16 protein-coding genes are annotated in these 13,833 nt (G+C 43.5%); 10 read left to right on the top strand and 6 right to left on the bottom strand.

What is annotated here, in order from left to right:
* Positions 1-21 precede the first annotated feature (21 nt).
* Positions 22-297, top strand: coding sequence for a UPF0223 family protein (locus tag LCL89_RS06095; RefSeq protein ID WP_224808741.1), 276 nt, complete (start codon positions 22-24; stop codon positions 295-297).
* 42 nt (positions 298-339) lie between these two features.
* Here the strand turns inward: LCL89_RS06095 and LCL89_RS06090 are convergent, their stop codons facing one another.
* Entirely contained in the window at positions 340-978 is a 639-nt protein-coding gene (locus LCL89_RS06090; RefSeq protein ID WP_224808739.1) for a YktB family protein, read from the bottom strand.
* Between the two features lie 180 nt (positions 979-1,158).
* Here LCL89_RS06090 and LCL89_RS06085 point away from each other — a divergent pair, with 180 nt between their 5' ends.
* Together LCL89_RS06085 and LCL89_RS06080 are read left to right on the top strand one after the other, a co-directional pair.
* Complete coding sequence (locus LCL89_RS06085; RefSeq protein WP_197315631.1) at positions 1,159-1,347, top strand: hypothetical protein; 189 nt, start codon at positions 1,159-1,161, stop codon at positions 1,345-1,347.
* A gap of 109 nt (positions 1,348-1,456) precedes the next feature.
* Positions 1,457-2,266 carry an inositol monophosphatase family protein gene (locus LCL89_RS06080; protein ID WP_224808737.1) on the top strand — a complete coding sequence of 270 codons (810 nt, stop codon included), beginning with the start codon at positions 1,457-1,459 and terminating at the stop codon, positions 2,264-2,266.
* Between the two features lie 33 nt (positions 2,267-2,299).
* Here the strand turns inward: LCL89_RS06080 and LCL89_RS06075 are convergent, their stop codons facing one another.
* Positions 2,300-2,473: a DUF5325 family protein gene (locus tag LCL89_RS06075; protein WP_197315633.1), complete on the bottom strand. Its 174-nt coding sequence runs from the start codon at positions 2,471-2,473 to the stop codon at positions 2,300-2,302.
* 131 nt (positions 2,474-2,604) lie between these two features.
* Here LCL89_RS06075 and LCL89_RS06070 point away from each other — a divergent pair, with 131 nt between their 5' ends.
* Positions 2,605-2,979 (top strand): YlaH-like family protein, encoded by a 375-nt coding sequence (locus LCL89_RS06070; RefSeq protein ID WP_224808735.1) that lies wholly within the window; start codon positions 2,605-2,607, stop codon positions 2,977-2,979.
* 413 nt (positions 2,980-3,392) lie between these two features.
* On the opposite strand, the gene LCL89_RS06065 is transcribed toward LCL89_RS06070, so the two are convergent.
* Positions 3,393-3,596, bottom strand: coding sequence for a YlaI family protein (locus LCL89_RS06065; RefSeq protein ID WP_197315636.1), 204 nt, complete (start codon positions 3,594-3,596; stop codon positions 3,393-3,395).
* A 138-nt stretch (positions 3,597-3,734) separates the two neighbouring features.
* On the opposite strand from LCL89_RS06065, the gene LCL89_RS06060 reads away from it, so the two are divergent.
* The gene (locus tag LCL89_RS06060) at positions 3,735-4,022 is read left to right on the top strand and encodes a hypothetical protein (protein WP_197315637.1); all 288 of its coding nucleotides are present in this window, start codon (positions 3,735-3,737) and stop codon (positions 4,020-4,022) included.
* Between the two features lie 28 nt (positions 4,023-4,050).
* Here the strand turns inward: LCL89_RS06060 and LCL89_RS06055 are convergent, their stop codons facing one another.
* The gene (locus tag LCL89_RS06055) at positions 4,051-4,626 is read right to left on the bottom strand and encodes a YhcN/YlaJ family sporulation lipoprotein (protein ID WP_224808733.1); all 576 of its coding nucleotides are present in this window, start codon (positions 4,624-4,626) and stop codon (positions 4,051-4,053) included.
* A gap of 87 nt (positions 4,627-4,713) precedes the next feature.
* Positions 4,714-5,208, bottom strand: coding sequence for a hypothetical protein (locus LCL89_RS06050; RefSeq protein WP_197315639.1), 495 nt, complete (start codon positions 5,206-5,208; stop codon positions 4,714-4,716).
* Positions 5,209-5,292: 84 nt separating this feature from the next.
* Between LCL89_RS06050 and glsA the strand changes: the two genes are divergently transcribed.
* From glsA to pyc, 4 genes are all read left to right on the top strand, one after another.
* Positions 5,293-6,222: a glutaminase A gene (gene glsA / locus LCL89_RS06045; protein ID WP_224808723.1), complete on the top strand. Its 930-nt coding sequence runs from the start codon at positions 5,293-5,295 to the stop codon at positions 6,220-6,222.
* A gap of 83 nt (positions 6,223-6,305) precedes the next feature.
* Entirely contained in the window at positions 6,306-6,587 is a 282-nt protein-coding gene (locus tag LCL89_RS06040; protein WP_197315641.1) for a YlaN family protein, read from the top strand.
* Between the two features lie 237 nt (positions 6,588-6,824).
* Positions 6,825-8,021: a putative lipid II flippase FtsW gene (gene ftsW, locus LCL89_RS06035; protein WP_224808711.1), complete on the top strand. Its 1,197-nt coding sequence runs from the start codon at positions 6,825-6,827 to the stop codon at positions 8,019-8,021.
* Positions 8,009-11,452, top strand: a complete 3,444-nt coding sequence (gene pyc / locus LCL89_RS06030) for a pyruvate carboxylase (RefSeq protein ID WP_224808709.1) — start codon at positions 8,009-8,011, stop codon at positions 11,450-11,452. The genes ftsW and pyc overlap by 13 nt, the downstream gene beginning before the upstream one ends.
* Before the next feature lie 29 nt (positions 11,453-11,481).
* Here pyc and LCL89_RS06025 read toward each other — a convergent pair whose 3' ends face one another.
* Positions 11,482-12,408 (bottom strand): COX15/CtaA family protein, encoded by a 927-nt coding sequence (locus LCL89_RS06025; protein ID WP_224808707.1) that lies wholly within the window; start codon positions 12,406-12,408, stop codon positions 11,482-11,484.
* A gap of 424 nt (positions 12,409-12,832) precedes the next feature.
* On the opposite strand from LCL89_RS06025, the gene cyoE reads away from it, so the two are divergent.
* Complete coding sequence (cyoE, locus tag LCL89_RS06020) at positions 12,833-13,771, top strand: heme o synthase (RefSeq protein WP_318245602.1); 939 nt, start codon at positions 12,833-12,835, stop codon at positions 13,769-13,771.
* The last annotated feature ends 62 nt before the right edge of the window (positions 13,772-13,833 follow it).

Raw genomic sequence — 13,833 nt, 5'->3', positions numbered from 1 at the left:
GCATACATAAGGAGGGATTAGATGAGTTACCATTATCCAATTGACGAAACGTATTGGTCAAAAGAAGAAATTATAGATGTAGTGAATTTTTATTCTATGGTAGAAAAAGCGTATGAAGAAAGTGTGAATCGTGACGATCTGCTAATGGCTTACACCCGGTTCAAACAAATCGTTCCGTCCAAAAGTGAGGAAAAAAAGTTGTGCGGGGAATTTGAGAAGGAATCCGGTTATTCTTGTTACCGGACTGTGAAAAAAGCGAAAGAATTGAGCACGGGTGATAAAATCAAAATGAACTGAACACAAAAAGAGCCGCATACAACTGTATGCGGCTTTCTCTATTTATACTTTCAATTGTTTCGTGTATTGATATAAAGGCTCCAATGTCTGGAATGTGTCTTTGCAAAGTTCCAGGAACTTCTCTGGGTTCTTCAGGCGGTCATCTCCTCTTTCCAGGTGAAGGCCGCATAGGATCTCTGCTTTCTTGACGGACTGCAGACGATCGGTCATCGATAAGAATTTTTCTTCATCCACCTCACCGTGAGGAATCGCCTCTGGTTTCGTATGATCGATCGACCAAACGAAATGATCAGGGATATGAGAAAGCACTTCTTCTTTGTTCGCTTGAAGGGTTTTTGCAAAGTCCTCCTTGATCGGGCTTTCATAAATCACTGCAAACCATACGAACACATGAGTCTCCCATAAGCCGATTTGAAAATGAGGAAGTTTCTTATAGCCTCGTTTATTGGAAGCAAGGGCTGCCCACGTATCATTCGGGGGATTCGTTTTTCTTCGGGCATGTCGTGCAACATGGACGAACATCTCGTCACCCGTCATTGCCGTGACATCAGGGGCAAGCTCCGTAGCGATCGCTTCAAGCTTAGGAGAAATTTGCTCTCTTAAAGCTTCCATGCGGTTTTCCAGACCTGGAATAGAGAAAACATCAAAGTCTTTTTGTGTAAATCCATTGAAAGTCGTCATTCTATCAACTCCTAAAAAATCTGTTACTCATTTTACCATAAACACATCACAATAGGTAAATGGTCTGTTTTTATGGTTTCAACGTTGTAAAAATGGGTTATTTATAAGTAATCTAATTGAAACTTCTGTCAAGTTGCTCACATATATATAAAGTAAGGATTTGAAAGGGAGGGGTTAGCAATGAAACATGTGATGGAAGCGTTGCGAAAAAGAGAAGCTGAAGAGAAGCTCCCGGTAATCCGTATGGAAATTGATTACGAGCTGGTTACATTGCACGATGCGATGCTGGCCGGGGATCAGGAGCAGATAAAGAGAAGTAAGAAAAAGCTCTCTGAACTTCGTAAGCAATTGATTGAATGGTCTTTATAATTACGAGCAACAATAGGGTTGCTCGTATTTTTTTGAATACAGAAAACATGCAAGAGGATCTCCATTTTGATACGATAGAAACTGAACTTGTTTAAAGGGGCGCGAGAGAATGGATAAAACGTTTAGGAATGAAGTTTTTGGACAAGCGTGTTCGTGGATCAAAGAAGCGGGAGATACCATCCGCGCTAAGATAGACGCACCTAGATCCATTGAAACGAAGTCCAACCCGAATGATTTAGTGACCGAGATGGATCAGGAGACTGAACAATTCTTTGCTGAAAAGATCAAAAAAGCATATCCGGAGCATTTCCTGCTTGGAGAAGAAGGGTTCGGAGATGAAATAGAAGAATTGCAAGGAACTGTTTGGGTCGTCGATCCGATTGATGGCACGATGAATTTCGTCCATCAGAAAAGGAACTTTGCCATTTCTATCGGTATCTACCATGATGGTGTAGGTGAAATCGGCTTGATTTACGATGTTATGGATGACGCCCTTTATACAGCAAAACGTGGTGAAGGAGCTTACAAGAATGACCATAAGCTTCCTCAATTGAGTAAAGAGCGTCCATTGGAACAATCGATATTGGCATTGAACACATCCTGGATGGTACCTGAAAATCCTCATGTCGACCACGAAGGAATGCAAAGACTGGTGAAGAAACTGCGCAGTACGCGTTCCTATGGATCCGCAGCTCTTGAATTTGCCTATGTGGCTGAAGGAATCTTAGATGGGTATCTTACGATGACTTTGATGCCGTGGGATTATGCAGCAGGCGCGATTCTTGTTGAAGAAGTAGGAGGAACGGTCAGCCGTGCAGACAAAGGTGATTTGGATCTGCTCAACCAAACGACCGTGCTGGCGAGCCGCGCCAACATTTATGATGAAATATCTGATGAATACGTTCAGTTAAAAAAATAGTAAAAGCGACCGTTGAGTGAACGGTCGCTTTTTTCATGCCTGCGTTTGTCGTTTCAATTTCAAACCATAACCCATCAAGGCAAAGCCGAGAAGGAAAAAGAATCCAGCAAGCCAAAAAAACTCCTGCCCTATAGCGAACCCTACCAGTATGAAGGATAAGATAACTAGAAAGGCCAATACGCTCATCGTCCATGTTGCATTTTTCATCCAAGCTCACCTCTATTCCATTTCATTATATAAGATTCCTTACCATAATGAAAATGTGTTTGAGGGTGGTTTATTTTAATGACATCTAGTATCATGAAAAAGAGAATAGGGGAGACACGAGGAGGAACATCATGCAAGATATGTCTACATTGCCCGTGCCTACAGATTTGTGGCCGGTTGCCGATTTCTTTTTTAAAGGTCTCGGTAATGAAGTGAACTTGAATGACGAGAGCGAAGTAGGAATGCTTTTCCGCTCGTTCATGTTACTATATTTGACCGTCGTCATTTTGACGATCATCACATTCAAATTAGGTTTTGCCAAGAAACTGCCACTCGGAAAAAACATCGTCGTTTATTCCGTGTTGATCATAGGAACATTCATTTTGACTTTGATACTCGGCTTGAATCTACCTTTACCTGAGAGTTTACTCGTAGCAGCGGTTATCCTTGGTGTATACCGTCTGCGGCTGCACAGGGAAAGAGGCGCAAAAGAAAATAATGGATGATAATAGACTGGATCTCTCGGGAGGTCCAGTTTTTTTGTTATGGCTCTGTTATAGCCTGTTGTTGATATTTTAAACGATTGCTAAATAGTCCCCGTCTCGGATTGGGTGTCCGGTCCGTTATATACTCAGAGCATGGGATGGCAGGGAAAACAGTCCGTAGTTGGTGTACCAATCTTCGGTAATGGCCTTTCCGACCCTCCTACTTTGAAGAGGTGGCCTTTTAGAATGGCGAGACTCCTGTGGGATGAAGGTGCATCGTGAGACCCCGGAAGGCGCAGCCTGAGGAGGCTCACGGTACCCCACGGAAAGGGAGTCATTCTAAAAGGCCGCCTCATACAAAACCCAGGACGGAAAGAGCTAAATAACTCATTAAAAAACGCCCTGCTGAAATGGGCAGGGCGTCATCATTATGATTAACTCAAATGCTGTTCTTTTTTGCGCTCTCGTTGAAAACGGAAATTTCCGGTAGCGAGGCGTTTTTTTGTGTTTTCCTCAATTCGATCATGACAGGATTGACACATATACGTGTGAATCCGGCGGTTACGTAATCGTTTCGCCTGAAGGCAGTAACTGTCTATTTTTTCGATTTCATCGCAAATGACGCATTGTACACGCATTGTTTTCACCTCTAACCATTCGGTTACTTTCTTTTATCATAACATAGATTGGAAACTTCCGTAATAAGTCAATTTTTTACGTTTGAGATGATTGATGGAAGGGAAGGGTAAATACAGAAGTTTAGAAAGGGTGATGATATGAGAAAGCGTTGGATTTTCACAACCATTGGTGCCATTGCAGGCGGTGCTGCCGCGTACTTACTGAAAGATGAGGATAAGCGGAACAAGGTAACGGATAAGGCGAAGTCCATCCAAAGCCGTTTTTCCAAGAAAGACGACCTGCCGATTGAAGAAGCAGGGAAGCCTGAAGAAGAATCACACCTAGAGAATTCTGAAATGGTTTCCGAAGGTTCTCAATTCGGAGTCCAGTATTATAATGAGCTTACAGAGAAAGAGCGTGAAATTCTAGAAAAAAGTAACAGCTAAATCCTTATAGGATTTAGCTGTTTTTCTGTCACTCTTGTTTGGATTGTTCTTTTTCAACCTTCTCAATTTCCTTTTTATCTTTATCAGGAATTGATTGTTTGTTGTTTTCCGTTTGAGGACGTTCGTTAATCGGTCCTTCCGGCATGTACCGCGCAACGATTTGACTGAGTTCGTCTGTAATCCCTTCGACAGGATGCCCTTGGGAGATCTTTCTGCCCAGCCCGCGGAGACGTTCTACGGCATCAGCATCAGCGATAACGACTGCTTGTTTTCCATACGGGTCGTTCTTGATGGCCTCAGCCACTGAATATTTGATGACACCTACACGGGAACGATCCAAGTCTTTGTCGACATCGATACCTACTGCCACGTAATTCCCGAGGACAAGCGCAGTAGCATCGTGCACATCAGGCACTTGTACGGCAAGCTTTGCAAGATGACGAGCCGCTTGCTGGCTGGTCATTTTCTGACGTTTTACCGGGTCGGAATCTGTTACGTATTTAAGTTCTGAGTTTCCTTGCTTTTCACGGAGTAAAGACTCCTCATCGGTCTGTTGACAGGCGGCCAACATGAGGACTGCCATGATCCATATTAATTTTTTCATTTTCACACCACTTTTTTTTATTTATAGGGTGTGAAGTTCTGCAGATAATATACAAAAAAAGGACAGCGCAAGACGCCGTCCTTTCAATCACTTCAATACGATTTTTTTTATTCCTTTGACGGGTGTTTCGCGGTTGGACCCGTCTTTCAAATATAAATGAACCGGTCCCTCTTCTTTAAGAGGCTTTCCTTCTTCTGCAAACAGAAGCAGGGATTCAGCTAGGTCATCGGCTTGGATGATGTGTTCACCCTCATCAGTGACAAGAGAGGCTTCTGTTACATCTGAGCCTGGTTCACTAGTATGTAAGAACGGTTTTAAAGGCATAAGGAAAGTGCCTTTCATGATTCTTTGTTTTTCGTATCGATTGATGCTTTTATTTACAGGAGGATTGATTTTTTGTTGATATACTTCACGGTCGAAGCGAAGGGATTTCCTTTTAAGTTCATCCTCTTCTTCTTCATCCACTTTCGCTTCCTCCGGGTTGAATACTTCTGTGAATGTAAGTTTACGGTCATCAAAGATCCAAACGGTGGGATCCAGGGTAATCGGGTACTTAACGTTGCCGGCAATTTGAACAATCATGTCAAAAGCCACCTTTCCATATAAGATCATCCATACAAATGATAGCAAAAAATGAATTCGATTTCATTAAAGGAGGTCGCAATAATGAAAAAAGATATTACTGCATCCATTTTAGAGGATTGGCTGGAGAATGTAAGACCTTATGCATACGATGGTCAAGTAGCCAACTATATTCCCGCGTTAGCGAGGCAGAATCCTGAGGAACTGGGTGTAGCTATCCATTATATAGACGGAAACCGGGTACATGCTGGAGAAGTCGATGCGACGTTCACCCTGCAGAGTATATCAAAAGTCATATCACTGGCTTTGGCATTAATGGATAACGGTGAAGAGTATGTATTCGACCGCGTAGGTATGGAACCCACAGGAGATCCTTTCCATTCGATTTATCGCTTGGAGCAAATTCCGTCCAAACCCTTGAATCCGATGATCAATGCAGGGGCTCTGGCTGTCACGAACATGATTCATGGGGATACGCCGGATGAAAAAGTCGGACGTTTATTATCGTTTGTCCATGAATTGACGGACGACCATTCCATTGGATATGACAAAGAAGTCGCCTTTTCAGAATTTGAGACAGCATTTTTGAACCGTTCACTTCTCTACTACATGAAGCAGCACCAAATCGTTACGGGGAGTGTGGAGGAGACGCTTGATGCATATACGAAACAGTGTGCAATTGAGCTGAACGTCTGTCAACTGGCCAGAATCGGCGCCTTGTTTGCCAACGAAGGAAAAGATCTGGATTCCGGCCGCCGTATCATCCCTAAACACCTGGCGAGAATCTGCAAGACGTTCATGGTCACATGCGGCATGTATGATGCTTCAGGTTCTTTCGCGATCAAAGTGGGAATTCCTGCCAAAAGTGGTGTATCCGGCTCAGTCATGGCTTCATTGAACGGCTTTGGAGGCATCGCCGTCTACGGTCCGAGTCTGGACGAGAAAGGGAACAGTGTCGTAGGTTTAAAGTTACTTGAATTGTTATCAAATCGATATGATCTTTCTATTTTTTAGCAGATCCATCATTCCTCTGTTGCAATTTGAAGCTCTAAACGATAATATTAGTAGAAGATAGACTGTAAACGGAGGGGATTTTGATGTTGTCTGATGTGGCTGTGGATCATCGAGAAAAAGCCTACGCCCTTCTAAAAGCTGACGCTGATAAAATTCTGAAATTAATAAAAGTGCAGATGGACAACTTGACGATGCCTCAGTGTCCTCTTTATGAAGAAGTTTTAGATACTCAAATGTTCGGACTTTCACGCGAAATCCATTTCGCTGTCCGTTTGGATCTGATTACAGAAGAAGAGGGTAAGCAGATTCTAGATAATTTAGAGAAACAACTGAACGTCTTACATGAGGCTGCACAAAAATCATGAAAACGAGCTCAAATTGCGACGACATCTGTTGTAATTTGAGTTTTTTTATATCTGTTCACAAAAGAAAAGAACTTCATAGTCTGAAAGTTCCTTGTCTTCCATGAAGATGCTACATACCATTGAGAGGGAGAGATTCCTTCTGCCATTTAATCTTACATGAAATATCTGTAATTGTCAGATAAGAAGGAATTTTGTGAATGGATATCGAACAATTATACAAAGTAGGGATGAATAAAAATGATTCGACAATTGAAAACGTATGACTTTAGCTTGTTATTTGCCCCTATTGCCTTAGTGGCATTCGGTACCGTGATGATTTACAGTGCCAGCATGGTGTATGGCCCTGTAAGGTTCGGTGTCAGCAGTGACCACTTTTTGATGAAACAACTCCAGTGGTTTGTCGTGGGGCTGTTTTTCATGTTAGGGACGTCCTTGATTCCGTATAGGCACTGGCAGCGGCTTTCTAAACTGAGCGTCTTGATGATGTTGATCATGCTCGCTGGGTTGTTCTTTTTTGGAACAGAAAGGAACAATGCGGTATCCTGGTATGATTTAAAAGTGATGATGTTTCAGCCGGCGGAATTCGTAAAAATCGGCCTGATCACTTATCTCGCTTCTGTCTATGCAAAAAAACAGAGTTATATCAGTGACTTTTCTAAAGCAGTCGTCCCCCCGCTCGTATTGACTACGCTTATATTGGTTATGATTGTTCTTCAACCTGATATAGGGTCTGCAGCGGTAATCGGATTGATTGCAAGTGTGGTCATCATAACTTCAGGTATCAAATGGAAGCATATAGCCATCCTAATTACGGTCGCAGCACTTTTGATTGCCATCGGTGCACCTCAGATGGTCACTGATGAACGGTTGGAGCGGTTCTCAGGAGCGTATCAGCCGTTTGATTCCCCTGACGACCAGGGATATCACCTGATTCAATCGTATGTCGCAATTGGTACGGGTGGTGTTTTGGGAGAGGGCATCGGACAAGGGGTGCAGAAGCTTGGGTATCTGCCGGAACCGCACACAGATTTCATTATGGCGGTCATTGCTGAGGAGCTAGGGTTCATAGGTGTATCTATAACGATCGGTCTGCTTGGTCTCATCGTATTGAGAGGTCTATACATATCTTCCAGATGCCGTGATGCCTTCGGAGCACTCATGGCCATAGGCATTTCATCGATGATCGCCATTCAGGCAGCGATCAACTTAGGAGCAATGAGCGGGTTACTACCGATTACAGGTGTAACACTGCCTTTTGTAAGTTACGGAGGTTCATCCCTTCTATTTTTGATGATAGCCGTTGGAATATTGAATAATATAGCCCGGACGGTAAAACAGAAAGAACAGGAAGATGGTGAAGAAATACCCATCGAAGAAATGGAGTCATCTAAAAATCAAAGAATAAATCGAGGAGTGAGATCGTGGCAGAACTAAAGAAAATCAACAAAGTTTTAGTTGCAAACCGAGGAGAAATCGCAATACGTGTGTTCCGTGCTTGTACGGAATTGAATATACGTACCGTTGCTGTATATTCTCAAGAAGATACAGGATCTTACCATCGTTATAAAGCAGATGAAGCATACTTAGTCGGAAAAGGAAAAAAGCCGATTGACGCTTATTTGGATATTGAAGGCATAATTGAGATTGCTAAGAGTGTAGATGTAGACGCCATCCACCCTGGCTACGGATTCTTATCGGAAAACATCGAGTTTGCCCGCCGTTGTGAAGAAGAAGGCATTACTTTCATAGGGCCGACGAGTGAACATTTGAATATGTTCGGTGATAAGGTCAAAGCGAGAGGCCAAGCAATCGATGCTGATATTCCTGTCATTCCTGGTAGTGATGGACCGGTCAGTGGTCTTGATGAAATTCGGAAATTCGGTGAACAACACGGCTATCCATTGATGATCAAAGCCGCTATGGGCGGTGGCGGTCGCGGTATGCGTGTCGTGCGCAGTGCGGATACATTGGAGGAGTCTTACGATCGTGCCCGCTCAGAAGCGCGTGCAGCATTTGGCAGCGATGATGTTTATGTAGAAAAGCTGATAGAAGAACCGAAACACATTGAAGTGCAGATCATCGGAGATCATGAAGGGAACATCGTCCACCTTTATGAGCGGGACTGTTCGGTCCAGCGAAGACACCAAAAGGTCGTAGAGGTAGCCCCGAGTGTTTCTTTAAGGGAACAGCTGCGTGAAGACATTTGTGATGCAGCGGTCAAACTGATGAAAAATGTCGATTACCTGAATGCAGGGACCGTTGAATTTCTAGTCACAGGGGACGAGTTTTTCTTCATTGAAGTCAATCCGCGTGTCCAGGTTGAGCATACGATTACAGAAATGATCACAGGTGTCGACATCGTTCAAACGCAGATCATGATTGCCGAAGGCCATTCTTTACATGCACCACCGATCAATATTCCTCATCAAGAAGACATCCGCACACACGGGTATGCGATTCAGTCCCGTGTCACGACGGAAGATCCGTTGAACAATTTCATGCCGGATACCGGTAAAATCATGGCTTATCGTACAGGTGGAGGATTCGGCGTACGTCTGGATGCAGGGAATGGATTCCAGGGAGCGGTCATTTCCCCTTATTATGATTCCTTGCTCGTGAAATTGTCGACGTGGGCTCTGAGCTTTGACCAGGCCGCTCATAAAATGGTTCGTAACTTGAAAGAATTCCGTATCCGTGGAATCAAAACGAACATTCCGTTCCTTGAAAATGTCATTCAACATAAGCAATTCCTCAATGGCGAATACAATACGACATTCATCGATCGTTCTCCGGAACTATTCGTTTTCCCGAAAAGAAAAGACCGCGGGACGAAAATGCTTTCCTACATTGCCGACCGGACGATCAACGGATTTGAAGGGTATGGCAGCCGTAAGAAACCGGCTTATTCCAAACCTCGTATGCCGGATGTAAAATATTCCGAACCGATGCCTGAAGGTACAAAACATATACTGGATGCAAGAGGTCCGGAAGGCTTAGCACAATGGCTGAAAGAGAGGGAAGAGGTACTGCTGACGGATACGACATTCCGTGATGCCCACCAGTCCCTGCTTGCGACCAGAGTGAGAACGAAGGACCTTGAAAATATCGCTGAACCGACGGCACGGCTGCTCCCTGAGTTGTTCTCGATGGAAATGTGGGGTGGAGCTACCTTCGATGTTTCCTACCGTTTCCTGAACGAAGATCCTTGGCAGCGTTTATTGAAGCTGAGAGAAAAAGCGCCGAACGTATTGTTCCAGATGCTGTTGAGAGCTTCAAATGCAGTCGGGTATAAAAACTATCCAGACAACTTGATCAAAGAGTTTGTTGAGAAAAGTGCCAACGCAGGAATTGATGTATTCCGGATTTTCGACAGCTTAAACTGGGTGGAAGGGATGAAGCTTGCGATCAACGAAGTACGTGAGAACGGAAAAGTTGCAGAGGCGACGATGTGTTATACAGGAGACATCCTCGATCCAACTCGTCCAAAGTATGATTTGAATTATTACACAAAACTGGCTAAAGAGCTCCAAGATGCAGGTGCTCATATATTGGGAATCAAGGACATGGCTGGTCTGTTGAAGCCTGAGTCTGCTTTTCAGTTGATATCTAATCTCAAAGAGTCCATCGATATTCCGATCCACCTGCATACCCATGATACGAGTGGGAATGGCATCTTCACGTATGCAAGAGCGATAGAAGCTGGTGTGGATGTTGTTGATGTGGCCACAGGTTCTATGGCTGGTTTGACATCTCAACCGAGTGCGAACAGCCTCTATTATGCTCTGGAAGGAAACAAACGTAAGCCGAACATCAATATCAAGGCCTATGAAGAGCTGGGCCACTATTGGGAAGATACCCGCAAGTACTATCAAGATTTCGAAAGTGGCATGATTGCTCCACATACAGAGGTTTATGAACACGAAATGCCGGGAGGGCAGTACAGTAACCTCCAGCAGCAGGCCAAAGCCGTAGGACTTGGAGACCGCTGGGATGAAGTGAAAAGGATGTACCGCCGTGTCAATGATATGTTCGGAGACATCGTAAAGGTTACACCGTCTTCCAAAATCGTCGGTGATATGGCGTTGTTCATGGTACAAAATGACTTGAACGAAGATGATGTGTATGAAAATGGAGAATCGCTGGACTTCCCGGACAGTGTCGTGGAATTTTTCCAAGGTTATCTGGGTCAGCCATATGGCGGATTCCCGTCAGAACTTCAACGCATCATTTTGAAGGGGCGCGAACCTATAAGCGTCCGTCCAGGAGAGTTATTGGAGCCGGTTGATTTCAATAATTTGAAAGAAACGTTATTCCATTCCTTGGACCGTCAAGTCACCAGCTTCGATATGATCAGTTACGCGCTTTATCCGAAAGTGTTCATGGATCACCAGAAATTCCGTGAGCAGTTTGGAGATATGTCCGCTCTGGATACACCGACTTTCTTCTACGGAATGAGGTTGGGGGAAGAAATCGAAGTAGACATCGAGCAAGGAAAAACGTTGATCGTCAAATTAGTGTCTGTCGGTGAAGCTCAAGTAGACGGAACAAGGACGCTGTACTTCGAACTGAATGGTCAACCTCGTGAGGTCGTTGTCCGAGATGAAAACGTCAAAGCCACTGTTCAGCAGCGCCCTAAAGCGGACAAAGGCAACACGAAGCACATTGGTGCGAGTATGCCGGGTACCGTTATTAAAGTGATCGCTGACAAAGGCGAGAAAGTGAAAAAAGGAGATCACCTCATGATTACGGAAGCCATGAAGATGGAAACGACGGTGCAGGCACCGTTCGATGGTGTAATCAAAGATATCTATGTCGAAAACAATGAAGCCATCCATGTCGGAGACCTTTTGATCGAATTCGAATAAAATAAAAAGCCCTGCAGTCATAGAGACTGTCAGGGCTTTTTTGTTAGTTTTTCATTTTTACTGCTTCTAGAGGATAATAAAAGAAAGTAAGATAACAAGCCTACATACAAAGAGATGACGAGTGCATGTAATAGAGCAAGGCCTAAATGGACATAGCTAACAATTAATAAGGCACCCAGAATCACTTGAAGAATGAGTAAACCAGAACCGATTCCCCAGCCGTTGGTCATGACGGAACTGTGTCTGTATTCTTTCCATGCTTTTTTAAAAATCAGGAGTGTCCATATAACTACAATGCTTGCAGCAAATCGATGCCCCATTTGAATCCATTGCCCGAGTCCATAAGAGGCAAAGTCCAATGGGGAAGCATTGGAACAGAAAGGCCAGTTCAGACAGGCCATACTGGAGTACGTATGTCTGACTAGGGCTCCGGAGTATACGACGCCTAATGTATATAACGTCAACATGTATATTTGTATCCTGAAGTCTTTTTTTATCCATAGAGACTGAGCGTCGAACTTTCGATCGATTTCAAAAATGATGATCGTCAATAACAAGACAGCTGAAAAAGAAACAAGTGAAATTCCGAAATGCATGGCAAGTACAAAATCTGACTGCCCCCATTTAACAGCTGCAGCTCCAATCAATCCCTGCATCAATAGAAAGAAGAATGCAAGAAAGGATAGAAACTTAACTTCTCGCACATGTCCGACCATTTTCCAGGCAAGTATGGATAGTAACAACACCATTAATCCGACACCGCCGGAAATGACGCGGTGGCTCAGTTCTATGATAAGAGCCGTATCAATTTCTGATGGAATCAACTGTCCATGGCATAGTGGCCAGCTTTTTCCACATCCCATGCCTGATTCTGTCTTCGTGACGAGAGCTCCGCCTAACAGCACCAATAACATGCCGAGACAAGCAGCAACTGCCGTCGTTTTCAACCACTTCATAACTGTCCACCTCAATTTCGTACCAATAATAACTAGAAGTAAAATAGCCGAAGGATATCATACCACGTTGAAAAAAAGAAATCATTTTACATTGAAAAAAACTTGCAATAAAGGACAGGGTTTGCTAGAAATATAAAGGTGCTCATTTCTTGAGATTGTTGTCGACTTTCTCTGGAAATATTGATATCAAGCCTTTAATTAGGGTTATACCAGTGTGTGAAAAATGTGAAACAGCTTTCACAAAGTTGTCACATTTCCACAAAAATCTCCTAATTAAATAGATAGAACAAGGATTCCATGATACAATAATTTTGATGTTTCTTGTCAATTGTCTGGAAGAAAGACAAGAACAGGCCCGACCTTACGTCGAACTGTATGATTTTCACAATGAGCGTGAGGAAGGTAGAAGGAGGAAGATATTACGATGGACAATCCAAGAACAGTCGAATCTGCTTCTACAGAAATGATTGGCCGGTCGACTGTCCGTGAGTCTTCATTGTTAGCTGATATTAAAAGTTTGATCAAAGTAGGTATCATTAATTCGAATTTAATTACGACCTTTGCAGGATTCTGGTTAGCACTCTATTACACAGGATCTTCATTCATAGATCATTGGGTTACATTTTTGCTGACAATGTTCGGAACCGCTTTCGTCATAGCCGGTGGCTGCATCATTAACAACTGGTATGATCGAGATATCGATCCGATTATGTCACGGACTGTCAACCGTCCGACTGTAACAGGGACGATGTCATTATCCTTGATCAAAGCACTCGGTATAGGGGCTTCGGTTATAGGTTTTGTCATATTGATGTTTACGACCGTTCAGGCTGCCTTGTTTGGAGCTTTTGGATGGTTCGTCTATGTTGTCCTTTATACGATGTGGTCGAAGAGAAGGTATACGATCAACACCGTTATCGGTAGTTTTTCAGGGGCTGTACCACCGTTGATCGGCTGGGCAGCGATCGATCCAGGGCTTCAGTTAGAAGCTGTTATTTTATTTTTGATCATGTTCATCTGGCAGACGCCGCACTTCCTGGCTTTAGCTATGAAGAAAAAAGATGAATATGAGGCTGCGGGAATTCCTATGCTCCCTGTAGTCCACGGGTTTGAGATGACTAAGCGTCAAATGGTCATTTATGTGGCATGTTTGCTGCCTTTACCTATTTATCTTGCATCTCTCGGCAGTATATTTCTAATTACTGCTTTTGTTTTGTCTTTCGGCTGGCTTGTCCTTGGGATTGCCGGTTTCTTCATGAAAGATGACTACAAATGGGCGACTTGGATGTTCCTCTATTCGTTGAACTACCTGACAATCATATTCTTTATGATGGTCATCGTCACATTGCCATTCCCTTTTTAAAGTACTGGCTCATAAATTTTGAGCCGGTTCCAAAATAAATATCATGAAATCAAAAAGAGAAA

It is taken from the genome of Halobacillus yeomjeoni, assembly GCF_020171525.1.
GTDB classification, from domain to species: Bacteria; Bacillota; Bacilli; order Bacillales; family Halobacillaceae; genus Halobacillus; species Halobacillus yeomjeoni.
Note: the sequence above shows the minus strand (reverse complement) of the source record. Positions and strands in the feature narration are given on the sequence as shown.